This window comes from Brooklawnia cerclae, assembly GCF_011758645.1.
GTDB lineage: Bacteria > Actinomycetota > Actinomycetes > Propionibacteriales > Propionibacteriaceae > Brooklawnia > Brooklawnia cerclae.
Genome location: NZ_JAAMOZ010000001.1, coordinates 905,303 through 927,106, shown reverse-complemented (window position 1 = coordinate 927,106; position 21,804 = coordinate 905,303). Strand labels below are relative to the sequence as shown.

At 66.7% G+C, this 21,804-nt stretch carries 25 protein-coding genes and 1 tRNA gene; 22 read left to right on the top strand and 4 right to left on the bottom strand.

Annotation, left to right across the window (positions count from 1 at the left end):
* The first annotated feature begins 22 nt into the window (after window positions 1-22).
* The 22 genes from FB473_RS04560 to FB473_RS04455 all read left to right on the top strand — a co-directional run bounded on the left by FB473_RS04560 (window position 23) and on the right by FB473_RS04455 (window position 17,203).
* Window positions 23-736: a hypothetical protein gene (locus FB473_RS04560; RefSeq protein ID WP_167165227.1), complete on the top strand. Its 714-nt coding sequence runs from the start codon at window positions 23-25 to the stop codon at window positions 734-736.
* A 21-nt stretch (window positions 737-757) separates the two neighbouring features.
* Window positions 758-1,717: an SU10 major capsid protein gene (locus tag FB473_RS04555; protein ID WP_167165225.1), complete on the top strand. Its 960-nt coding sequence runs from the start codon at window positions 758-760 to the stop codon at window positions 1,715-1,717.
* Window positions 1,717-1,956, top strand: a complete 240-nt coding sequence (locus tag FB473_RS04550; RefSeq protein WP_167163660.1) for a hypothetical protein — start codon at window positions 1,717-1,719, stop codon at window positions 1,954-1,956. Before FB473_RS04555 ends, FB473_RS04550 begins: the two co-directional genes overlap by 1 nt.
* A gap of 16 nt (window positions 1,957-1,972) precedes the next feature.
* Window positions 1,973-2,398 carry a hypothetical protein gene (locus tag FB473_RS04545; protein ID WP_167165223.1) on the top strand — a complete coding sequence of 142 codons (426 nt, stop codon included), beginning with the start codon at window positions 1,973-1,975 and terminating at the stop codon, window positions 2,396-2,398.
* Window positions 2,399-2,401: 3 nt separating this feature from the next.
* Window positions 2,402-2,728, top strand: a complete 327-nt coding sequence (locus FB473_RS04540) for a hypothetical protein (protein WP_167165220.1) — start codon at window positions 2,402-2,404, stop codon at window positions 2,726-2,728.
* Window positions 2,725-3,087, top strand: a complete 363-nt coding sequence (locus FB473_RS04535; protein WP_208390431.1) for a hypothetical protein — start codon at window positions 2,725-2,727, stop codon at window positions 3,085-3,087. The genes FB473_RS04540 and FB473_RS04535 overlap by 4 nt, the downstream gene beginning before the upstream one ends.
* On the top strand, window positions 3,084-3,518 hold the full coding sequence (locus tag FB473_RS04530) for a phage tail terminator protein (protein ID WP_167165218.1): 435 nt from the start codon (window positions 3,084-3,086) through the stop codon (window positions 3,516-3,518). The genes FB473_RS04535 and FB473_RS04530 overlap by 4 nt, the downstream gene beginning before the upstream one ends.
* 7 nt (window positions 3,519-3,525) lie before the next feature.
* A complete protein-coding gene (locus FB473_RS04525) occupies window positions 3,526-3,720 on the top strand; it encodes a hypothetical protein (protein ID WP_167165217.1) in 195 nt (64 codons plus the stop codon).
* Window positions 3,717-4,229: a phage tail tube protein gene (locus FB473_RS04520; protein WP_167165216.1), complete on the top strand. Its 513-nt coding sequence runs from the start codon at window positions 3,717-3,719 to the stop codon at window positions 4,227-4,229. Before FB473_RS04525 ends, FB473_RS04520 begins: the two co-directional genes overlap by 4 nt.
* A gap of 90 nt (window positions 4,230-4,319) precedes the next feature.
* A complete protein-coding gene (locus tag FB473_RS04515; RefSeq protein WP_167165215.1) occupies window positions 4,320-4,802 on the top strand; it encodes a DUF7426 family protein in 483 nt (160 codons plus the stop codon).
* A gap of 29 nt (window positions 4,803-4,831) precedes the next feature.
* Window positions 4,832-5,098, top strand: a complete 267-nt coding sequence (locus FB473_RS04510; protein ID WP_167163658.1) for a hypothetical protein — start codon at window positions 4,832-4,834, stop codon at window positions 5,096-5,098.
* Entirely contained in the window at window positions 5,095-8,172 is a 3,078-nt protein-coding gene (locus FB473_RS04505; RefSeq protein ID WP_167165213.1) for a tape measure protein, read from the top strand. The genes FB473_RS04510 and FB473_RS04505 overlap by 4 nt, the downstream gene beginning before the upstream one ends.
* On the top strand, window positions 8,172-9,020 hold the full coding sequence (locus tag FB473_RS04500; protein WP_167165212.1) for a hypothetical protein: 849 nt from the start codon (window positions 8,172-8,174) through the stop codon (window positions 9,018-9,020). Before FB473_RS04505 ends, FB473_RS04500 begins: the two co-directional genes overlap by 1 nt.
* A gap of 17 nt (window positions 9,021-9,037) precedes the next feature.
* The gene (locus FB473_RS04495) at window positions 9,038-9,898 is read left to right on the top strand and encodes a hypothetical protein (protein ID WP_167165210.1); all 861 of its coding nucleotides are present in this window, start codon (window positions 9,038-9,040) and stop codon (window positions 9,896-9,898) included.
* Window positions 9,895-11,088, top strand: a complete 1,194-nt coding sequence (locus tag FB473_RS04490) for a hypothetical protein (RefSeq protein ID WP_167165208.1) — start codon at window positions 9,895-9,897, stop codon at window positions 11,086-11,088. The genes FB473_RS04495 and FB473_RS04490 overlap by 4 nt, the downstream gene beginning before the upstream one ends.
* Window positions 11,089-11,532 carry a hypothetical protein gene (locus tag FB473_RS04485; RefSeq protein ID WP_167165206.1) on the top strand — a complete coding sequence of 148 codons (444 nt, stop codon included), beginning with the start codon at window positions 11,089-11,091 and terminating at the stop codon, window positions 11,530-11,532.
* 11 nt (window positions 11,533-11,543) lie between these two features.
* Complete coding sequence (locus FB473_RS04480) at window positions 11,544-12,482, top strand: hypothetical protein (RefSeq protein WP_167165204.1); 939 nt, start codon at window positions 11,544-11,546, stop codon at window positions 12,480-12,482.
* A 10-nt stretch (window positions 12,483-12,492) separates the two neighbouring features.
* The gene (locus FB473_RS04475; RefSeq protein ID WP_167165202.1) at window positions 12,493-13,176 is read left to right on the top strand and encodes a hypothetical protein; all 684 of its coding nucleotides are present in this window, start codon (window positions 12,493-12,495) and stop codon (window positions 13,174-13,176) included.
* A 1-nt stretch (window position 13,177) separates the two neighbouring features.
* Window positions 13,178-15,664, top strand: coding sequence for a gp53-like domain-containing protein (locus FB473_RS04470; RefSeq protein ID WP_167165200.1), 2,487 nt, complete (start codon window positions 13,178-13,180; stop codon window positions 15,662-15,664).
* A gap of 2 nt (window positions 15,665-15,666) precedes the next feature.
* Complete coding sequence (locus FB473_RS04465; protein WP_167165198.1) at window positions 15,667-16,050, top strand: hypothetical protein; 384 nt, start codon at window positions 15,667-15,669, stop codon at window positions 16,048-16,050.
* A 67-nt stretch (window positions 16,051-16,117) separates the two neighbouring features.
* Entirely contained in the window at window positions 16,118-16,921 is an 804-nt protein-coding gene (locus FB473_RS04460; RefSeq protein WP_167165196.1) for an NlpC/P60 family protein, read from the top strand.
* A gap of 18 nt (window positions 16,922-16,939) precedes the next feature.
* Window positions 16,940-17,203 carry a hypothetical protein gene (locus tag FB473_RS04455; RefSeq protein WP_167165194.1) on the top strand — a complete coding sequence of 88 codons (264 nt, stop codon included), beginning with the start codon at window positions 16,940-16,942 and terminating at the stop codon, window positions 17,201-17,203.
* A 234-nt stretch (window positions 17,204-17,437) separates the two neighbouring features.
* Here FB473_RS04455 and FB473_RS04450 read toward each other — a convergent pair.
* The 4 genes from FB473_RS04450 to aceE all read right to left on the bottom strand — a co-directional run bounded on the left by FB473_RS04450 (window position 17,438) and on the right by aceE (window position 21,697).
* Window positions 17,438-17,511 (bottom strand) — tRNA-Val (locus FB473_RS04450).
* 180 nt (window positions 17,512-17,691) lie between these two features.
* Window positions 17,692-18,174 (bottom strand): Hsp20/alpha crystallin family protein, encoded by a 483-nt coding sequence (locus FB473_RS04445; protein ID WP_167165192.1) that lies wholly within the window; start codon window positions 18,172-18,174, stop codon window positions 17,692-17,694.
* Window positions 18,175-18,335: 161 nt separating this feature from the next.
* Entirely contained in the window at window positions 18,336-18,758 is a 423-nt protein-coding gene (locus FB473_RS04440; RefSeq protein WP_341770025.1) for a DUF3052 domain-containing protein, read from the bottom strand.
* A gap of 146 nt (window positions 18,759-18,904) precedes the next feature.
* Window positions 18,905-21,697, bottom strand: a complete 2,793-nt coding sequence (gene aceE / locus FB473_RS04435) for a pyruvate dehydrogenase (acetyl-transferring), homodimeric type (RefSeq protein ID WP_167169055.1) — start codon at window positions 21,695-21,697, stop codon at window positions 18,905-18,907.
* Window positions 21,698-21,804: the final 107 nt, after the last annotated feature.

The following is a 21,804-nucleotide window of genomic DNA, read 5'->3' as shown; positions in this document are numbered from 1 at the left end:
AAGCCCAGGAGGCCAATCCATCATGTCCGAACCAGCAATCCAGACTTCCCAGAACGCCACCCAGACGGCCGAGGGCACCAAGCAATCCGGAAGCACGGGAGCGGCCCAGCAAGGCAGTCAGCAGTCCGCCCAGCAGGCTGCCGAGTGGGATGGGAAGGTTGAGAGCCTCCCCCAGGGTGCCCAGGACATCATCAAGTCGCTGCGCACCGAGAACGCGGCCAAGCGGACCGCCGCGAAGGGCGCAGAGGACGCGGCCAACGCGAAGATCACGGCGGCGCTCAAGGCTCTCGGAATCGAGGATGCCGGAACCGACGACCCGGTGAAACTCGCCGAACAGGCACAGAAGGAGCGCGACGCCGAGAAGGCCGCCTCCCGCTCCGCCCAACTCCAGCTCGCGGTCTACAAGGCCGCCGGTCAGCATGGTGCCGACCCCGACGCCCTGCTCGACTCCAACTCGTTCCTCGCCTCGGTCAAGGAGCTGGACTCCACCGACGCGAAGGCCATCGGCGAGGCCATCAAGAAGGCTGTCGCCGCCAACCCCAAGCTCAAGACCAGCCTCCAGGCGGGCGCCGGTCAGACGGGCGCGGACTTCTCCGGCGGGACCGGGGGCCAGCCGAAGGGGATCGCCGAGCAGATCGCCGACGCCGAAGCCAAGCACGACTTCAAGACGTCGGCCCTGCTCAAGGCCCAGCTGCTCACCGCACAGCAAGCGCAACAGCAACCGCACATCAAGTAACGCCCAACGCAAGGAGACATCATGGCATCCGTTGTCGGGCAGGGGACCACCTTCAACCTGCCCAACTACGCCGGCGAGCTGTTCAACATCTCGCCGACCGAGACCCCGTTCCTGTCCGCCATCGGCGGCCTGACCGGCGGCAAGGGGGTGAACGCGAAGGAATGGGAGTGGCAGACCGCCACCATCCGCAACACGGCCGCCGGTGACACCGCACTGGAGGGCGCGAACGCCCCCACCGCGAACAACCAGACCCGCACCAGCGTGTCGAACGTGGTGGAGATCCACCACAAGGCGATCGAGGTCAGCTACACCAAGCAGGCCGCCACCCAGCAGCTCGCCGGGGTGAACACCGACCAGACCAACCCGGTCACCGACGAACTCGCCTTCCAGACGAACCTCGAACTGTCGGCGATCGCGATCGACATCGAGAAGTCGTTCCTGTCCGGCACCTACGCGAAGCCCGCCGACAACGCCCTGCCGCGCAAGACCCGGGGAATCCTGTCGGCGATCACGACCAACGTGAACGCGGCCGCCGATCCGGCGACCCCGCGCGCGCTGTCCAAGGCGATCGTCGACGAGACGCTGGCGACCATGTCGGCCAACGGCGCCCCGCTCACCCAGGACCGCACCGTGCTCCTCATGCACCCTGCCACCAAGGTGAAGGTGTCGAATCTGTACGGCACCGCCCCCCTGGCGGCCGCCGTGCAGTCCCGCACGGTCGGCGGTGTCAACATCACCGACCTGGTGACCGACTTCGGCACGTTCGGCATCATGACCGACCGCTGGTTCCCGCTCGGGCAGATCGGCATCATCGACCTGTCGGTGTGCCAGCCGGTCTTCCTCCGCATTCCCGGCAAGGGTTTCCTGTTCGTCGAGCCGCTGGCCAAGGTCGGGTCGTCCGACAAGTACCAGATCTATGGCGAGTGCGGCCTGGAGTACGGCCCCGAGGTCTACCACGGCCTCATCAAAGACCTGTCCTGATGACCGCCTTCACCAGCCACTACAAGGGCTTGGTGCTGCAGGACGGCCCGTCCACTTCGGGCGGGCCGTCCCCTGCACCTCTCGCGGTGTTCATCGACGGCCGATTCGAGACCGACGATGAGCAGGTCATCGCGAGGCTGCGCGCATGCCCCTACGTCACAGCCGAGCCCGAACCCGAGACGGCCGAGTCCGAACCCGAGACGGCCGAGCCCGCCAAGGCGACCCGCAAGAAGGCATGACCCGAAGGGGGCGATGATGGCCATCGTCTACGCGACCGTCAACGACTACCAGGAGTGGTCGGGTGACAACTCGAGCGTGACCGGACAGGAACTGCGGTCAGCCTCCCTGCGAGTCGCCGAGCTCACTGTCGGCGTCATCTACGACGCTGACCCGGCGACCCATCTTCCGCTGGAGACGGCCGTCACGGAGGCCTTCCGGGATGCCACCTGTGCGCAGGTGGCCGCCACCCGGGAGGTCAAGGCGCGAATGTCGGCGTCCAGTAAGCCCGTCGCCCTCACCAGTGCCTCGTCCAATGGAGTCAGTTACTCCTTCGACGCATCGGCGGCCAGGGCTGCCCTGGAGGCCACCAATCCGGTCGACGCATCCGGTTACTCGCTGGAGGCGATCCGCATCCTGCGGGTGGCGGGGCTGACACACCGCACCATCGTGACGGTGGGGTGAACCATGGCAGCGATTCCCGAGTGGATGCTCCCCCACACCGTGACCGTCGAGCCCCTGACCGGAAACGGCGCCTACGGGCCCGTCTTCGGTCAGGGTGTCGAGGTCTCCGTGAGCAGGTCGGTACAGGCTGCCGACCGCGTCGAGGACGGCGGCAAGCACACCACCGTCTACGAGGGCACCCTCGTCGCAGTCCCCGACAAGGCGGGCCTGTTCTCGGTCGGCTCCAGGGTGACCCTGTGGCCTGGAGCGCTGGGGTTCGTCCGCGACGTCCACCTGAACATCGACGGCGACCAGGGCATCTGGGAGCACACGGAGGTGACCATCGGATGAGCGATGACGGAATCAGCTTCGACATCGGCGAGGTCACCGCGAAGCTGCGCGCGTTCTCGGCGACCGAGCGCGACAGGGCGGCCAAGGCGCTGCAACTCGGCGCCGAACACATCCTCGCAGTCTCCGACCGGCACGTACCGCACGAGGAGGGCATCCTGCAGGACTCCGGCACCACCAGCCGGGACGAGCAACGCCTGGAGGCAGCCATCTCCTACGACACGCCCTACGCGGTCGTCCAGCACGAGAACCTGTCGTTCCACCACGACAAGGGGAAGACCGCGAAGTTCCTAGAGAACGCCATGAACTCGGAGCGCGACAACGTCGGCAAGATCGTCGCCCAGCACATGGAGTTCCAGTGAGCTACGACAACGATCTGATGGCCGGCGCTGCCCAGCTCCTCGCCGATGCCGGGGTGGCCCGCTGGATCCCGACCGGGGTCTATCCGTCCTCCGGGCTTCCCGCCGTGTTCATCCGGGCGATGCCCGACAGCCCCGACGACGCGATCTCGCTGGCCACCTATCCGGTGCAACCGGCCATCGCGCCCGACGACGAGGTGATCGGGTTGCAGGTCCGTATCCGGGCCGACGGATCTTGCCCGGCGGCCACCGACGAATTCGTCGAACAGGTCCGGCAGGTGCTCCACAACCTGCGCGGGCACCTCGGCACCGTGCCGATCACGCTGTGCGCGCACCAGTCGGGCGCGTCACTCGGGCAAGACGACCGGGATCGCTGGGGCTGGAGCAGCAACTTCTACATCACCGCACCGAGGCCCACGCCTCACTTCCACTAGGAGAGACATGCCGAACATGAAGAAGGGCGGGGACGTGGTCCTGGTGCATCCGGACCTCGTCCCGGCCATGAAGCGCGAGGGGTACGTCCTCGTGGACACCTCGAAGCCCAAGGCGAAGGCGGACCCGAAGCCCAAGGCGAACCCGAAGCCCAAGGCGGACCCGAAGCCCGCGCCTGAGACCGACGAGGAGGCCACGAAGTGAGCGCAACTCCCACTGAGCGTACCGAGCTCGGCTCGGCGGCCCTCAACGGCGACTGGTGGCTGGACGTCAACACCGGCACCTCCATCGCTCCCGCCTGGACTCCGGTCAACGGAATCTACGACTTCAAGGGCACCGCCGAGACCAGCACCACCGACGTCTCCGACTTCAGCTCCGACGGCTGGGCGGCCGAGCAGGCCACCGGCCGGTCGTGGTCGATCGATGCGAAGGTGTACCGCAAGCCTCAGCGCTCCGCCGCGGCTTACGACCCCGGCCAGGAGTACCTCCGTCTGCACGACGGCCAGGTTGTCGAGGTCCGCTACTACGAGATGGGCGGGGACGGCACTCTCACCACCCCCCTTCCCCGCGTCGAGGCGTACCAGGGCTTCGTGTCGGTCGCCTGGGCCGACGACGGTGGCAAGCACAGTGACCCCCGTTCTGTCAGCGTCTCGCTGAAGGGCCAGGGCAAGCGCACCGCCATCACCCATCCGGCCCCGAACGCCGGGGCCTGACCCACCACAACGACCACCCCGGGGGCCTCCTGACTCCCCCGGGGTGGTTCCCATGCCCGCAAGTCAGGAACAGCAAGTCAGGAGACCACTATGACCACCACCACCAGCAGCGAACCCGAGACCATTGCCGTCAACGAGGACCTGAATCCGTGCCTGCACGTCGAAATCGGCGGCCACGTCTACGACATCAAGCCGCCCTCGGCGCGCGCCGGTCTGCAAGCCAAGAAGATCCTGTCAGCCATTCAGGACGCCGAAGATCGTGGCGTCCCGGTCGACCTGGATGCCCTGCAACGCCGTCTCGGCATCACCGATCCGGTGAACTACGACATCGACGTGGCCCTGTTCGGCGATCTGTATGACCAGCTGCTCGACGACCTCGACATCGACCAGTTCGGCATCGTCGAGCAGGCGATGTTCATCTGGGTGACGACCTCGAAGGATCTCGCCGAGTTCTTCCTGCAGGACCCTACTGCGAGCCCGGCGAACCGGGCACAGCGACGGGCGGCGGCCAAGCAGGGCACCAAGACGGCGGCCAAGAAGCCGGTATCCCGGAAGCGGGCTACGTCGAGGTAACCCCCGACAACCCCGCAGGCCTGCCCCGCGTGTGGCGGGACGCGCCAGAAAGGCCCCGGTTCGACCCGTTCGACCACTGGAGCCTGCTGGCCGCAGACCTGCACGAGCTGTTCGGGATCGACACCGGCGATCCGGTCGTCTGGGAGCGCTCGTGGCCGTGGCTGCGCTCCCGCGTCGACGCCGTCATGTCAACCCCACCCAACCGGATTCTCGTGCCCACTGAAGGGGGGTACGAGATCCGGCTGGTGTGGCGAACCCGCACACAGCACGCCTGCTACGAGGGGGTGACTCGGTGAGCACCCTCGATCTCGGCACTCTGTCGGGCCGTGTCGGCCTCGACATCTCCCCGCTGGAACGCGGCCTCGGCACCTCGGTGCAGCGAATCCAGTCGTGGTCCAACCAGATGTCGGGGCTCGGCAAGAGCGCTGGCAAGAAGCTGGGTGAAGGCCTCGGTGACGAAGCCCCCAAGCAGACCGAGGACGCCGGGAAGAAGTCGTCGGAGTCCTTCGACCGGGGCTTCGACGCCAGCGGCCTGGCAGCGCGCATCAGCGGCGTCCTGGCCGCCGTCGGGCTGGGCCGGATGGCGAAGGACGCCATCCAGACCGGTATCGAGACCGCCGCCGGGATGGAGACGGCGCAGATCGGCTTCGACACGATGCTCGGGTCGGCGCAGAAGGCGCAATCCTTCCTGTCCGACCTGCAGAAGTTCGCCGCAGAGACGCCCTTCGAGTTCCCCGAACTGCAAACCGCCGCCAGCAGCTTGGTGTCGATCGGGATCGACGCCGACAAGGTCATCCCGATCATGACCACGCTCGGCAACGTCACCTCCGGCATGGGGACCGGCTCGGAGGGCATCAAGCGCGCCACCGTCGCCATCCAGCAGATGAACGCGGCACAGAAGATCTCCGCCGAGGATCTCAACCAGCTGCGCGACGCCGGTATCCCCGTCTACGACCTGCTGTCCGGCGCCCTCGGGAAGACGACGCAGGAGATCGCCGACATGGTCCAGAAGGGCCAGCTCGGCAAGGATGCCCTCGACGCGATGATGGGCGCCCTGGAGTCCGGTGCCGGGCTGGAGCGGTTCTCCGGCCTGATGGACAAGCAGTCCCAGTCGCTGACCGGCATGCTCTCGACGTTCAACGACACCACGCAGATGGGACTCGCGAACGCCGTTCAGCCGATCATCCCGCAACTGAAGGAGGCCCTCGGTGGGCTCTCCGGCTGGCTGACCGACACCGTCTTCCCGGCGGTCACGACCGGCATCGGCTGGGCCGTGAACGCCGCCCGCGGCCTGTACGACCTGTTCGTTAACGGCGACTTCACCGGCGCCCTCCGTGACGCCTTCGGGATGGAAGAGGATTCTGCCGCAGTCGGATTCCTGTTCGGGATCCGCGACGCTGTCATAGCAACAAAGAATGCGTTCGTCGACGTGGTGGCGTGGGTGCAGGCCAATCAGGAGTGGCTCGCACCGGTCACCATCAGCATCCTCGCGCTGGTCGCCGGATGGAAGGCGTACCAGACCGCCTTGACGGTCGGGAAGGCCGTCGTCAACGGCTACAAGGCCGCTCAGGCCGCCCTTAATGTGGTCATGTCGGCCAATCCGGTAGCGCTCGTCGTGATCGCGCTGATGGCCCTTGCGGCCGGTCTGATCTACGCCTACAACCACTCGGAGCGGTTCCGCGAGATCGTCGACACCGCCTTCCGGATGGTCGGCAACGTCGTTCAGTCCGTGGTCGGCTGGATCACCGGAACGGCCGTTCCGTGGCTCGTCGGCGCCTGGGAGACGATCGTCTCCGGGGCGATCGGTCTCCGCGACGGGGTCGTCGGCGCTTTCGAGGGCGCCTTGCGCTGGGTCCAGGACATCTTCGGTCCCGGCTGGGAGCAGGTGCAGGCCATCCTGCTACTGCCGATCAACCTAGCCCGGACGCTGATCGATATCGCCTGGGGCTGGGTGACCGACCGGTTCGATCAGGCCCGAACGTGGGTCGAGCAGATCTTCGGCCCGGCCTGGAGCATGGCACTCGAATTCGTGACGCGGCCATTCGTCAACGCCTGGCTCGCCATCCAGGCCGCCTGGGGCTGGATCCTCGACAAGTTCGAGTCCGCCGGATCGGCCGTGTCGTCGTGGGCGCTCACGAAGTGGTCAGCCCTCGAAGCCACCATGCGGGGCCCGATCGACCGAGCTCATGACTGGATCGATACCGCCCTGAACGGCATTCGGGGCGGGTTTGAGTCCGCCGTCGACTTCATCGGCCGCGTCTGGGAGGGCATCCAGGAGCACGTCAAGAAGCCGATTCGATTCGTCATGACGACCGTCATCGACCACGGTCTGATCGATGCCTTCAACAAGGTCGCCGATTTCGCCCATTCGCCGCGCCTCGACTACGTGACGCCTGTCGGCTTCGCCGGGGGCGGCTACACCGGGATGGGCGGCAAGCACGTGCCCGCCGGTGTCGTCCACCGCGGCGAGGTCGTGTGGTCGCAGGACGACATCAATGCCTGGGGCGGCCCGGGCGTGGTCGACGCGATGCGCCGCTGGCGCGGATACGAGGACGGCGGGATTGTCGGCGACATCGTGGGCGGCATCGGTAGCGCCGTGTCTGCGGTCATGGGGTTCATCTCCGATCCGATCGGATCCCTGCGCCGGGTGATTGACGGCCTGATCGGCGGGATCGGGGACTTTCCCGTTGCCCAGATCGTCGCCGGTCTTCCCGGCGCGCTGGTCGACGGGCTCGCCTCGGCGATCAAGACAGCGATCTCCTCGATTGTTTCCTCTGGCGCCGGGTCAGACGCGTTCGACACATGGTGGGCGCAGGCCGTGGCGATCAACCCGGCCATGGCAAGCGCCTATGGGGCGGCGAAGATCGTCGCCCAGCACGAGTCCGGCTTCCAGCCTGCCGTGATGAACGACTGGGACGTCAACGCCGTCAACGGCACCCCGTCGGGTGGCCTGATGCAGTTCATTCTGCCGACGTTCAGAGCCTTCATGCAGGCTGGGTTCGGCGAATGGCTGAACCCGGTTCATCAGCTGCTCGCGTTCTGGAACTACGCGAACTCCCGCTACGGCGGACCGTGGAGTGTGCCCGGTGTGGTCGCGGTCATGAACGGCCAGTCGTATGTCGGCTACGCGAACGGCACCTCGTCGGCATCGAAGGGCTGGGCGAGGGTCGGCGAATACGGCCCGGAGTGGATCAACTTCGGAGGCGGTGAGCAGGTCCTGCCGAACGGTACCGGGGCGCTGTCGCGCCCGGAGCTGCACGTGCACCTGGAGTCCACCGGAGACATCCGGAGAGACACGGAGACGGCCGTCTGGGCGATCACCACCGACCGCTTCAGCCAGGTCAGCAAGGCCTTGGAGGGGGTGTCCTGATGGCTGAGGCGAAGGATGTGACGATCACCGACCCGGCCGGTGTGGCGATCGCTTCGTCGGCCACGATCTCGATCGTGCTGGACGGCTGGGACAACACTCCCGCCCTGACGGCCGAGCGGGCCGAACGGGCGACCGGGGACGGCACCTTCCCGGCGACCATCCACCGGTCGCGCCTCCAGCTCACCGCGCGCGGGATCACCACGGGGCTCGGGTCGGCGGCGGCCGTGGATCAGGAGGGCCGCCGGTTGCGGGGCATGTTCGCCGACCTCGCGAATCTCGGGACGATCGAGGTCGTCGAACGCGATGGGCGGGTGCTCACCGCGAAGGTGGAGCTCGACGGGGAGACGAAGGTCTCGACGCATGCCGAGTTCGGGTGGCTGGAATGGGAGATCCCGCTGTCCATGCCCGATCCCTTCCGGTACGGCTCATCCCGCACCTGGCGGATCATGCCGCCGGGCGCGGATTCCGGGCTCGTGTGGCCTCTGTTCAGCGAGGGTGACGAGCTGACGTGGGGAGCTGACGCCCGGGTGCCCGCCGTCGTCGCCAATCAGGGGCGGGCACCGGCGTGGCCGGTCATCACGGTCGTCGGTGACTTCCCGGCCGGAGTCCGGCTGGGTGACGGTCTCGGCGCCTGGGTGGCATGGAGGAGGCCTTGTCTGCCTCAGACCCCGGTGGTGTTCGACTTCGCCAGTCACTCGGTGACGGTCGGCGGTGCGGACCAGTCGTGGGCGCTGACCGAGCGCGGCTTCTGGAGCGTCCCACCCGGTGGCTCGGTGTCACCGGTGCTCCAGCCGCTCGGCTCGGGTGGTGGATACGCCGACGTCGAGATCCGCGATACCTACCTGTGAGATGAGAGGGGGCCCTCATGGGCCAGTACGGCGCTTCGGCCGACTCGAACGGCCACCGGTCCCAGCCGGAGGACGTGCAGCAGATGATTGCCGCCCAGTACACCAACAGCGCGGATTCGCCGATCGTTGCGGGCGGCCTGGTGTCCGGGCTCGCCACGATGGCCTACGCCTACACCGCTGGTGTCGGTGTGGTGAAAACGGCGGCGGGAGCGGTGCTGGTCTGCTGGACGGCTGGTCAGACGGCGCTCACCACCGCGCCACCGTCGGGCACCGCCGTCGACGCGATCTGGGTCGACGCGGACGGGGACGTCAACCTGTCCCGCGAGGCCGACATGCCCACCGATGTATGCGTCCTGGACAAGCGGAACGTCGCGGCCGGGACCATCTCGACAGCGGCTACCACGAGCACGTGGGGGCGGCGGTATGCCATGCCGTACGGCGCGAGCCTCGGCCTCCTTGGCCAGGATGTTATGCCGATGGATGGCACGGGAAGCGGAACCCCGTGGGAGTGGTACGTCGAACAACCCGTCACCTTCTACCTTCCCACCTCAAGGCTTGTGAAGCTGGATTTCACGGGATGCATATCGGCGAGCGGCGGGGAGGCTGCGCGGGGTGGTTGGTTCATCAACTTCCGTATCGATGGAGCCGACGTCCCGGGTTCTGGGTGCGAGTTCAGCCTCGACAACATCTGGCAGGGGAAGCACTGGGAGGTCACGGTGGAGTTGCCCGAGGGTATGCACACGGCTCATGTGCGCTCCTGCAACTCTTGGGGAGCAGCTCCGGTTTTCCATTACAACTCGAAGAGCGTGGAAGGGCAGCAGTCGACGCAGTACATCGGCCGAGTCTTCCGGGTCTGGGATCAAGGCGTCGCGGTATGACCTGGTCCGCGTGGCTGGTCGAGACGACGACCGGAGCCGTCGGCCCGCAGGTGCCGCTCGCTGCCGGGGGGTCGTGGGAGATCACCCTCAACGGCATCGAGTCGTGGACTCTCAGCCTCCCGGACAGGTGGCTCGACACGGTACCGCGCCGCTGGTGGAACAAGTGGCAGGCGTCCGCGCTGATCTGCCACTCCTGTCCGCTGTGGCCCGAGGATCACCCGTGGGTGCTCGGTCCGGTGACCAGCGTCCCGAAGGCATCGACGGTCACCTCGGCCGACAAGCAGAAGACGGTCATCGACACCCTGTCGGGTACGGGGCTCCGCGAGATCCTGCGATGGCGGAAGATCACCGGCGTCGTCGACTGGACCAGCAATGATGCCCTCGACGCCCTTAAGAACTCGGTCGCGACCTTTACCGGCATGTCCCTGGGGACGATCCAGGAGGAGATCGTCAGGCTGGCGATCGCCCGGAAAGCGGGGCGGCTGCCGATCCGCTTCGACGAGCGCTGGCGGCAGACCGGCCTCGCCCAGGACGACGGGCACACCCGCAACTATGAGGGCTGGAATGTTGCCAACAACGATGCCGACAAGCTCATCACCGAACTGTCGGAGGTGATCGGCGGCCCTGATTTCATGCTGCGGCCCGGGCTCGACACCCGGGCCGATGACGTGTGGCGGGCCTACGCGACCTGCCTGCACGGCCTGGAGGGGCAACCGTGGCTGCCCCAGGAGCGCCAGATCGTGTGGGATGCCACGGCTCCGAACGGCCCGGTGTACGGCCTCGACCCGGCTGCCGACGCGGGTGGTATCCGTACCCGGCGCTGGGCGACCGGCGCCGGTGAGGGCGCGGGGATCGCCATGCAAGTGTCCGAGGACGATGGCGCGCTGGCCGACGGCATGCCGCTGCTTGAACAGTCCGCGGCGTACCAGTCGGTAACGAACCTGCCGCCCCTGCTGGATCACGCACAGGCCGATCTTGCAGCCTCCTCCAAGCCGACGGTGCAGCTCGATCTCAAGGTCCGGGGGGATCACCCCCAGGCCGTCGTCGGCTCGTGGCATGTCGGTGACCGGGTGCAGGTCATCACTCCGAGGCTGCGCGACTTGGATGCCGGCGAGCACTTGATGACGATCATCTCGGCGCGCGGAGGCCTCGACTCCGAGGAGATCGCGGTCCAGCTACAGGAGGACTGAATGAAGCGCGTAAACCTTCGTCCGTCGCCCGAGCAGCAGGACCGCCAGCTCGGGCAACGGCTGTCGCAAGCCGTCATGTCGGGCACCACGGTGCCGACCGGCGTGAAAGACCTCGGCGCTTCCGGTGATGTCACGTGGACGAAGCCTGGCGAGGGTGGGGAGCCGGGCACGTCGAAGTCGGTGCGGGAGTCGACGGAGCAGCTGGAGCAGGCCGCGGTCGATGTGGCCGAGACGATGGCTGAGGTGCGGCAGGCCGTGGATGTGGATCTTCCGGCGGCGATCGATGAGGCGGCTGCGTCGATCGTGACCGGGCAGCGGCTGGCTGATGGTGCGGTGACGGCCGACAAGATCGCGGCTGGCGCGGTTTCTGGGGACAAGATCGCCGACTGGAGTGTGGCCGTGACGAAGTTCGCGGCGTCTCGAACCGATCACTACTTGTATTGAGGGGGGCCGTCATGGCCAAGCGTGAAACCATCGACCAGCGAATCGAACGTATCCTCCACACCCGGCTCGCCCACATCCTCGCGGACATCTCCTGGCGGCTGGATCAACTCCGCCAGGTGCAGGCTTCACCGGACCCGGCGGGCAGACAGGTGTTCGCCGAGGACCTGAACTTGCAGGGCCACGCGATGTTAACCGGGTATGCGGTGACAGCGAACTCGCCGTCTGCAGGCAGCATCGCGTGGACGGATCTGCACATGGTCTACAACGGCACCGACACGGCGATCGTCGACGCGAACACGGCGATGAAGTATGCGTGGTGGTCCCCGACAACTACGCCGACCGCGCTGCAGGTCTCGAACACGAAGCCGACCCTGTCAGACGGCGAAACCTTGGTGTTCGTCAACAACAACGGAACACCGGTTGTGGCGTTGTCGTCGACGAACCAATCCCTGCCGTCCACGCTGGCCAACGGGGCGGTCGACTCGAGTGCAATCCTGGCGAATGCGGTGACCTCCACAGCGCTCGCTGACGGTGCGGTGGGCGCGGCCGCGATCGCGGCGAACGCGGTCACGGGAGCGAAGATCGCCGATGGGGCGGTGTCCCGCACGGCACAGCTGGCGGCGAACGTGGTGTCGACCAGCGCGATCGCCGCGAACGCGGTCACGGCGACCGAGTTGGGTGCGAACGCTGTCACGGCTGCGAAGGTGGCCGATGGTGCGGTGTCCCGGTCGGGGCAATTGTCGGCGAACGTGGTGGGGTCGACGAACATCGCGGCGAACGCGGTCACGGGCGCGAAACTCGCCGATGGGGCGGTGTCGCGGTCTGGGCAGCTCGCCGCGAACGTGGTCGGTGCCTCCCAGCTGGCCGACAATGCGGTCGACTCGGGGGCTCTGGCCGCTGGTGCGGTGTCCGCGGCGAAGCTGAACATCCTCCAGCACGTCCTCTACTGAGGGGCGCACCGTGAAGATCGTGCTGGCGACTCCCTGCTACGGGGGTCAGGTGACCGAGCCGTACATGCAGTCCGTGCTCCGGTTGGTGTTCGCGGGTCTCGATGGCATCGATATCGCCGTGCTGACCACCACCGGGGAGTCCCTGATCACCAGGGCCCGGAACGCGATCGTGGCCCAGTTCATGGCCGGCGACGGAGATGCCCTGCTGTTCGTCGACGCTGACATCGAGTTCCAGCCCGAGAACGTGCGCAGGCTAGTCGACTCGGGGCACCCGGTGTGTGCGACGCCGTATCCGATGAAGGCCATCGACTGGGACCGGGTTGTGGCCGCTCGTCCTGCCACCGTTGTCCAAGCCCGTGAGGCGGGCGTGTACAGCGTGGTGAACGCTGCCGGTGAGCCGGGCCCGGACGGTTTCGCGCCGGTCCTGGACGCCGGGACCGGGTTCATGCTGATCCACCGGCGGGCCATCGACCTCATGTGTGCCGCGATGCCGGAGCTCGCTTACCAGTCCGACCAGATCGGGATGCCCGCTGGCACCCAGTACGCACTGTTCGACACCTCGATCGACGCTGGCCGTTACCTGTCGGAGGACTACACGTTCTGCCGCCGCTGGCAGCGTCTCGGCGGGCTCGTCATGGCCGACATCCAGGGACCGACCCTGCATCACCACGGCCACTACACCTTTGGAGGATGACATGGCGTTGCCGACCATCACGTCGAACTCCCCGTCCTCGGGCTACATCGCCTGGACCGCGTTCTCGATCCAATACAACGGCGTCTCCTACACGGTGGCGGCCGGGAACACGAACAAGAAGTTCACGTGCTGGCGATACAACGGAGCACCCACCCTCGAATTCTCCGACACCCTGCCGAACGACCTGACCGCCGACGACCTGCTCCTGTTCCTCAACAAGTCTGGTATCGGGGTACTGGCACCGACCGCGTCGGTCATCGACGGCAGCCTGATCGTGGCCGGGTCGATCCTGGCGGACGCGATCGCCGCCAACCAGATCCAGGCGTTCCACATCGACGCGGGCGCGGTCACCGCGAACGCGATCGCCGCCGGAGCTGTCACCACTGACGCCCTCGCGGCCGGGGCGATCACCGCATCCAAACTGTCCATCGGTGCCGTGTCCGACAACATGGTGGTGAACGGGTCATTCGAGGACGGCGTGCAGGGCTGGGGGCTGGGCACCCCCACGAACACCGAGACCGCCGGCACCGCCGACATCGTCACCGGGGTGGCCTCCTCCGGCCAGTACGCCCTGCGGATCACCCGCACGAGCGGCACCACTACCGTCACCCAGGCCGCCGAGGCCGCGATTCCGGTCACCGGCAGCGTCTCCCGCTCCTGGTATGTGTCGGTGACCGCAGGGGCTGGAGCCTCGCTCACCTCAGCGTTTGCGCTCCGCGTCTACTGGATGGACGCCGACAAGACCACCGTCGTGTCCACCACCACCGTCACTTCCGGGCAGGCCCTGTCGACCACCTGGAAGAGGCTGGAAGGCACCGTCACCCCGCCGTCAGCCGCGAAGTACATGCGGATCGGGCTCGTCAACTCCGTCACCACCTCGGGCACCGCGATCTACATCGACTCCGTGGAAGCCATGGAAGTCACCGTCGCCGCCCAGATCGCCAACGGCGCCATCACCACCCCCAAACTCTCCGCGAACGCGGTCACCGCCAACGTCATCGCCGCCAACGCCGTCACCGCCGCGAAAGTCCTGGCCGACGAAGCCCTCCTCGGCAAACTCCTCGTCCGCCAGCTCACCGCCGCCGAAATCGACGTTCCCGGAATCATCACCTCCGACGAGCTCAAGACCAGCGGATTCGACGGCGGGACCGGGCTGCGGATCAACGACGCCGGCCTCCAGACGATCGCCGAGACCGGGCAGGTCAGCGTGTCCGGGACCGGTATCGCTGCAGGACTACCGGGCGGGGATGCTAACGTCACCATCACCCCGGACGGGACGCTCACGGCGACCGGAGCGGAAATCACCGGCTCGGAGTTCACCGTCGCCGGTGACGTCGCAGACCCGTGGGTGACCGCCCTAGACACCGGCTTCGAGGACAGCAGCGAGATCACCGAGTGGACCGGCGGAACCGGTATCGCCGACCCCACTGCATCGTCCACCGCCAACACAGGCTCCGTGTCGATGCAGATGGGCACGACCCTGTCCAATGGCGGCGATTCGGCGGCACGAGCGATCCGGACGATCACCACACCGTCCGGCCTGGGATCCGGGGGCAGGCGCGTCCACGTCGCCTTCGCCTTGAACATCCCCGTAGGGTTCTGGAGCATCGGCAATGCAGCGGTTGCCGTCACCGTGCTGAACACCACGACCGTGATGACCTCGGCGAGCCTCGGCGGGGCGACCGGATGGGTGGACATCGACCTCACCACGTGGGTATCCGGGCTGGGGGCAACCTTCCCGTTCACTATCGCAGCCAGCCTGTCAGGCGTGTCGGCGTCGTCCGCCGGGAACCTGCTGCCCAAGCTTGTTGACGATGTGCTCGTCCAGGTCGCCCAGATCACTATCGGCATGACCATCGGTGTCCACGGCAACATCCCCGGCGCCCGCTGGTACGACTCCGAGGGCACCACGATCGGCCGGGTCAGCGTCCCCGGCACCGGCCAGGCAGGCATCTGGCTCGACAACGGGCTCACAGACGGGGACCTCGCCCGCGTCGGATGCACCCCCGACTCCGTCATCGTCGAGCAGCGCGCGGCCGGAATCCAGAACCCTGTCGGGCGGCTCCTGTTCGGACGTGACGGCAACGCCGTCATCCTCGCCACCGGCGACCTGGGCATCACCTCGGGCAGCAGAATCACCCTCACCGCCCCCGAAGTGAAACTTGCCGGGCGCAACGTCCCGGCCCTCGCCCCCGACCCCGTCGACCTAATCCTCGGAACCTGGCCAACAAACGGAGCGGGAGTCACCCCGATCATCTACGCGTCCAGCTCGGTGCGGAACACAGCAACAGACACCTCGCAGCCGATCATCTTCCCAGGAGCATTCCCGCACGGCGTCATGTCCGTGGTTGCGACGAACGGAGACAGCAACGCCCAACCCGACGGCCACGTCGTCGTCCACAACATCGGCCTCACCGGTTTCTATAGCTCCCTGCGAGGTGGCGTCAACGGCCCCTACCGCGTCAATTGGATCGCGATGGGCTGGTGACGATGCAGACGACCATCGACCTCCTGACCGCCCTGGCGGCCCTGCTCGTCGCGATCGGCGGTGTCCTCACCGTCGTCCTCGTCCAGGGACGACGCGCCCGGGCGGAAGCCGACCGAATGGCGGCCGAGACTCAGGTAATGCTCGCCGAAGTCCGCGCGAACGCCCAAACCGCGGCCCACGAGCTGCAGCACAACTCAGGCAGCTCCACCAAAGACGCGGTCGCCCGCACCGAACAACTCGTCGCCGGCATCGCCGAAGACGTCCGCCAGTTCCGCCGCGAAATGGAAACCGAACGCATCGCCCGCCAAACCCTCGACGACTCCACCCGACGCACCAACTCCGAGATCTTCCGCAGACTCGGAGACCTGGAAAACAAGACCGCCTAACCCGCCATCCACCCATCAAGCCCTCGCAACCGCGGGGGCTTTTCTCATGCCCGAGGAGCACATCACTATGTCTACTGCCGTTCAAGACCGTCTCGTCGCGTGGATGCGCGATCGCCAGCTGAAGTACTACTACACCCAAGACATGACCGCCCGGTCCCAGCCCGACGTGTCCGGAGGGACCGACTGCTCCGCCCTGGTCGAGTACTGCTACAAGCAGGTCGCCGGGATCGAGGTCGGCTCGTGGACCGGCGGCCAGCAGTCCTACGGAGTCCAGGTGTTTGGGGACGAAGCCGACTATGCCACTGCCGTAAGCCTGCTCCAGCCCGGCGACCTCGTCTTCTTCGACTGGGACGGCGTCGGCATCAAGCAACTCGACCACGTCGAAATGTACATGGGCGCAGGCCAGACCATCGGCCACGGCGGCCCCGGCAACGGACCCACCGTCAAGGGACTGAAGTCCCAGTGGGACGCCGCCCACACCATCGTCGCCCGCCGCTACGTCGACGTCACCACCCAGGCCCCTGCTCCGGCTCCTGCCAGTCCGGCTCCGGCTCCCGCCGCTCAGAGTGTCCCCGGACTGCCGCAGCCGTTCCCGCTGCCCCGCAGTGAGTACTACGGCCTCATCTCCGGCCCCAACGCCTCCCACGGCGGCTACTACGAGGCCGAGCGTCCCGTGATCCGCATCATCCAGCAACGCCTCATCGCCAAGGGCTACGTCCCCGGCATCACCGACATCGGCAACGGATGGGCCGACGGGATCTTCGAGCAGCCCACCGCCGACGCCGTCGCCCGCTTCCAGCGCGCCGAAATGCCCGGCACCCAGTACTACGGCCAGGTCTGGTGGGACGACTACGCCCAACTCTCCAAGTAACCCCGAAAGGAACCCAGCATGACCAACCCCATCAGCACCCGCGTCCGAGGCATCCTCTACGTCATCAGCATCATCGTCGGCATCCTCGCCACCGTCGTCCCGCCCGTCGTGGCCGCACTCGGCGTCGGCGACCAGTGGGCACTCGTCGTCACCTCCGGGGTCGGCGCCATCACCACCATCACCTCCACCCTCGCCCGCGCCAACCTCACCGAACCCGGCGTCGTGAGCGGCGCAGTTGTCGGGACGCCCGTCGACAGCGTCCTCCCTGTTGCCACCAGCTGAACCCGCGTACACACGCAAACTGGCCCCCACCCATCACAGGGTGGGGGCCATCGTTGCGTTACCGGGTACAAAACTGGCACAACTCGGCGCCGACCCTCCAACGTCTCCCCTAGTCACCGTTGTGCCCGGCACAACCACTTGCCACCACTCCACGGCACTGAAAGGCACTCCAGGGGCACCACAACGACAGCACAAATTGTCACTGACAAGCCCGAAAGCGGGCTGACAAGGTTGTGGGCGCAGTCGGACTCGAACCAACGACCCCCTGCTTGTAAGGCAGGTGCTCTAACCAACTGAGCTATGCGCCCCTGGCCCGAGAGCGGGCCGGTTGCCGATGCCCCATTGTGACAGCAGCCGCCGCCAGCGCGAAACTCCGCCCCACGGTCACGGATTCCGATCGGCGAACGGACACGACGAAGGGGAGGGCCCGATCAGGCCCTCCCCCATGTCATGCGATCGTGTCAGTCCCTGCCGGGACGATGCACCGCTCAGATCCCCGCGCCGACCGGCTCCTTCACGGCCTGCTCGACCTTCGGCGCCTCGACCTCGGCGGTGACCGCCTCGCCCTTGGTGATCTTCACCTTGCGGGGCTTGGCCTCCTCGGCGACCGGAATGGTCAGCGTCAGGACGCCGTCGGTGTACTCGGCCTTGATCGCGGCCAGGTTGAGGCCGGATCCCAGCGTCAACTGGCGTGCATAGCTGCCGTAGCTGCGCTCCCGGGTGACCCAGCGGTTGGTCTCGTCCGCGGTTTCCTTCTCCTGCTCGCGCTCCGCGCGCACAGTCAGGGTGCGATCGTCAACATCGATGTCGATGCTGTCCGCGTCCACACCAGGCAGGTCCATCTTGACGACGAAACGGTCACCGTCGCGGTAGAGGTCCATGGGCATCATGCGGGCCTCAGAGGCTGCGGTGCGTGCCAGCTGGTTGAAGACACGGTCCATCTCGCGGAACGGGTTGTATGCCACAGTCATCGTTCGCTCCTTTGTGCTTTCTCGTGTGCTTCGTGACGCCTTGCGGCGTCGACACCAGTTATAACGCACCGGAGAACGGCATATTCCCGAATTGAGTCGACCCGACTCAACTTTTCCGTACCAGCTGGCGCGACGGTGTCACACCAGGGGTGGACGACGGCTCAGCGGCGACTGCTACGAGGGCGAACGACCTTGCGGGCCTGCCAATCGGTGCTGACCTCGACAACGCTCGTGAGAGCGAGGCCGGCTGTGTTCGCGCCTTCGTTGATGTCGGCTGGATCCACGTAGCCCGGGCGACCGATCTTCGGGGTGAGCAACCAGATGTACCCCGAGTCGGACAGATCCCGAAGCGCGTCGACGAGCGCGTCGGCCACGTCGGATTCGTCGCGGAGCCACAGCAGGACGACGTCCACTGCCTCCACCGCATCCTCGATGAGCTCCGCGTCGATCACATCCATCACGTCATCACGCAATTCCTGGTCGACGTCTTCATCCCAGCCCAGCTCCTGGACCACCATGCCCTCGTCCAGCCCGAGCTGCTCGACGCCAACCGGACCCTCGTGGGGTCCGTTCGGGGATGCCACCATTCCTCCACTTCACCACAGACACTCAAGCCACGCCACTCGACGGGCTGCTTGTCACAAGCCTGCCAGAAAACGCGCCGGTGGTGCGACCCTGGTCAGGTCACACCACCGGCGTGCCGTCATATCACTCCGTAGAGCGGGAGGAATCAGGCGTCGCCGCCCACCTCACCCGAAGCGCCCGCGTTCACGTCGTGCAAGCGGTACTTCTCGATCCCCTCGGCCACGCGCTCGCGCGCCACCTCGCCGCGATCAGCCAGTGCCTGCAGCGTCCGCACCACGATCGAGGGGCCGTCGATGTGCAGATGACGCCTGGCCGCCTGCCGCGTGTCGGAGAAACCGAACCCGTCGGCACCGAGCGTGTAGTAGTCGGTCGGTACCCACTCGCGGATCTGGTCCTGGACCGCACGCATGAAGTCGCTCACGGCGACCGCCGGACCCGGGCGTCCCTGCAGCTTCCGGGTGACGAACGGCACCGGGCGCTCCTGCTCGGGATGCAGGTAGGCGACCTCGTCGCAGCGGACGCCGTCGCGGCGCAACTCGTTCCAGCTGGTCACGCTCCACACGTCCGCGACGACACCGAAGTCGTCCCGCAGCAACTGCTGGGCCTCCAGCGCCCACGGCACACCGACACCGGACGCCAGCAACTGGGCTCGTGGCGCGTCACCCGGAAGACCCTCGGGATCGCCCTGGCTGATCAGGTGCATCCCCTTGAGGATGCCCTCCACGTCCACACCCTCGGGCTCGGCCGGCTGAACCATCGGCTCGTTGTACATGGTGATGTAGTACGAGATGTCCTCCGGCTCGTCACCGTACATACGCCGCAGCCCGTCCTCGACGATGTGGCTGATCTCGTAGCCGTAGGCCGGGTCGTAGCTCACGATGCCCTCGTTGGTCAGCGTCAAGAGATGCGAGTGACCGTCCATGTGCTGGGTGCCCTCGCCGGTGAGCGTCGTCTTGCCCGCCGTGGCACCGACGTAGAAGCCGCGTGCCAGTTGGTCAGCGGCCGCCCACATCAGGTCGCCGGTGCGCTGGTAGCCGAACATCGAATAGAAGATGTAGATCGGCACCATCGGCTGGCCATGGGTCGCGTAGCTCGTGCCCGCCGCGGTGAAAGCCGCCACCGAGCCCGCCTCGTTGATGCCCATGTGGAGGATCTGGCCGTTGGTCGACTCGCGGTACGACAGCATCAGGTCGTGGTCGACCGGCGTGTACTGCTGACCGTTCGGGTTGTAGATCTTGATCGTCGGGAAGAACGAGTCCATGCCGAAGGTACGGGCCTCGTCCGGGATGATCGGGACGACGAACGGCGCCAGATTGCGATCGCGCAGCAGGTCCTTCACCAGCCGCACGAAGGCCATCGTGGTCGCGACCTTCTGGTTGCCCGAGCCCTTGCGGGAGCTCTTGTAGGTCTTCTCGTCGGGCAGCTGCAGCTTCTTGCCGTGGTCGGGCCGCCGCTCGGGGACGAAGCCACCCAGCTGCTGGCGCCGGTCGAGCAGATACCTGATCGCGGGGTTGTCGGCACCCGGGTTGTAGTAGGGCGGCTCGTAGGGGTTGGCCTCCAGCACCTCGTCACTGATCGGGATACGGCACCGATCGCGCAGGCCCTTGAGGTCGTCGATGGCGAGCTTCTTCATCTGGTGCGTCGCGTTGCGGCCGGCGAAGTGGCTGCCGAGGAAATAGCCCTTGATGGTGTGGGCGAGGATGACCGTCGGTGCACCGGTGAACTCGGTGGCCGCCTTGTAGGCGTTGTAGATCTTCGCGTAGTCGAGGCCACCGCGCCGCAGCGACCAGATCTTGTCGTCGCTCCAGTCGGCCACCATCGCAGCGGTGCGCGGATCCTGGCCGAAGAAGTGCTCGCGGACGTAGGCGCCGTCGTTGGCCTTGAACGTCTGGTAGTCACCGTCCCGGGTGCTGTTCATGACGTTGACCAGCGCACCATCGGTGTCACGGTCGAGCAGCTCGTCCCAGTTGGAGCCCCAGATCAGCTTGATGACGTTCCAGCCCGCGCCCCGGAAGAACGACTCCAACTCCTGGATGATCTTGCCGTTGCCACGGACCGGGCCGTCGAGACGCTGCAGGTTGCAGTTGACGACGAAGGTCAGGTTGTCCAGCCCCTCGTTAGCCGCGAGTTGCAGCGCACCGCGAGCTTCGGGCTCGTCCATCTCGCCGTCGCCGAGGAACGCCCACACATGCTGCTGGCCGGTCTCCTTGATACCGCGGTTGTCGAGGTACTTGTTGAAGGACGCCTGGTAGATCGCGTTGATCGGGCCGATACCCATGGACACGGTCGGGAACTCCCAGAAATCGGGCATCCGGCGCGGGTGCGGGTAGCTCGGCAGCCCGCGTCCGCCACGAGGCCGGCTGTACTCCTGGCGGAAGCCGTCGAGATCGTCCTCGCTGAGCCGCCCCTCGAGGTAGGCCCGGGCGTACATACCGGGGGACGCATGGCCCTGGAAGAAGACCTGGTCGCCACCGCCGGGGTGGTCCTTGCCTCGCCAGAAGTGCATGAGCCCGACCTCGTAGAGGGTCGCGATCGAGGCGTAGCTCGCGATGTGCCCGCCCACGCCGACACCGGGCCGCTGCTGCCTGTGCACCTGCACCGCGGCGTTCCAGCGGAGCATGTGGCGCACCTGCTGTTCGAGGTCGCGGTCGCCGGGGTACTCCACTTCCCTCGACTTCGGAATGGTGTTGACGAAGTCGGTCGAGACCAGTGAGGGTACCCCGACCTGCTTCTCCCGAGCGCGTTCGTTAAGCTTCAGCATGACGTAGCGCGCCCGGTTCCGTCCGCCCGCGTCGATCAGCCCGTCGAATGATTCCAACCACTCGCTGGTCTCGTCCGGATCCGTGTCTGGAAGGTTCGTTGGCAGGCCATTGAGCAGGGGGCCGGGTTGCTCGCGAGGAATCACGCTGCATCCTTTCGGTTGTAAGGCGGTCACCATTGCAACGCCGCCGATCCCATCCATCTTCCCTCGAACTCAAGCGTTTCGCTGAGAACGCTGTCAATGGGCAACAGGCTGCCGCGAGATGCAACAGCCGTGTCCAAGGC

Coding starts and splice junctions, on each gene's coding strand:
- FB473_RS04560 (WP_167165227.1), top strand. CDS start 23: ATGTCCGAACCAGCAATCCAGACTTCCCAGAACGCCACCCAGACGGCC.
- FB473_RS04555 (WP_167165225.1), top strand. CDS start 758: ATGGCATCCGTTGTCGGGCAGGGGACCACCTTCAACCTGCCCAACTAC.
- FB473_RS04550 (WP_167163660.1), top strand. CDS start 1,717: ATGACCGCCTTCACCAGCCACTACAAGGGCTTGGTGCTGCAGGACGGC.
- FB473_RS04545 (WP_167165223.1), top strand. CDS start 1,973: ATGGCCATCGTCTACGCGACCGTCAACGACTACCAGGAGTGGTCGGGT.
- FB473_RS04540 (WP_167165220.1), top strand. CDS start 2,402: ATGGCAGCGATTCCCGAGTGGATGCTCCCCCACACCGTGACCGTCGAG.
- FB473_RS04535 (WP_208390431.1), top strand. CDS start 2,725: ATGAGCGATGACGGAATCAGCTTCGACATCGGCGAGGTCACCGCGAAG.
- FB473_RS04525 (WP_167165217.1), top strand. CDS start 3,526: ATGCCGAACATGAAGAAGGGCGGGGACGTGGTCCTGGTGCATCCGGAC.
- FB473_RS04515 (WP_167165215.1), top strand. CDS start 4,320: ATGACCACCACCACCAGCAGCGAACCCGAGACCATTGCCGTCAACGAG.
- FB473_RS04500 (WP_167165212.1), top strand. CDS start 8,172: ATGGCTGAGGCGAAGGATGTGACGATCACCGACCCGGCCGGTGTGGCG.
- FB473_RS04495 (WP_167165210.1), top strand. CDS start 9,038: ATGGGCCAGTACGGCGCTTCGGCCGACTCGAACGGCCACCGGTCCCAG.
- FB473_RS04490 (WP_167165208.1), top strand. CDS start 9,895: ATGACCTGGTCCGCGTGGCTGGTCGAGACGACGACCGGAGCCGTCGGC.
- FB473_RS04485 (WP_167165206.1), top strand. CDS start 11,089: ATGAAGCGCGTAAACCTTCGTCCGTCGCCCGAGCAGCAGGACCGCCAG.
- FB473_RS04480 (WP_167165204.1), top strand. CDS start 11,544: ATGGCCAAGCGTGAAACCATCGACCAGCGAATCGAACGTATCCTCCAC.
- FB473_RS04470 (WP_167165200.1), top strand. CDS start 13,178: ATGGCGTTGCCGACCATCACGTCGAACTCCCCGTCCTCGGGCTACATC.
- FB473_RS04465 (WP_167165198.1), top strand. CDS start 15,667: ATGCAGACGACCATCGACCTCCTGACCGCCCTGGCGGCCCTGCTCGTC.
- FB473_RS04460 (WP_167165196.1), top strand. CDS start 16,118: ATGTCTACTGCCGTTCAAGACCGTCTCGTCGCGTGGATGCGCGATCGC.
- FB473_RS04455 (WP_167165194.1), top strand. CDS start 16,940: ATGACCAACCCCATCAGCACCCGCGTCCGAGGCATCCTCTACGTCATC.
- FB473_RS04445 (WP_167165192.1), bottom strand. CDS start 18,174: ATGACTGTGGCATACAACCCGTTCCGCGAGATGGACCGTGTCTTCAAC.
- aceE (WP_167169055.1), bottom strand. CDS start 21,697: ATGGTGACCGCCTTACAACCGAAAGGATGCAGCGTGATTCCTCGCGAG.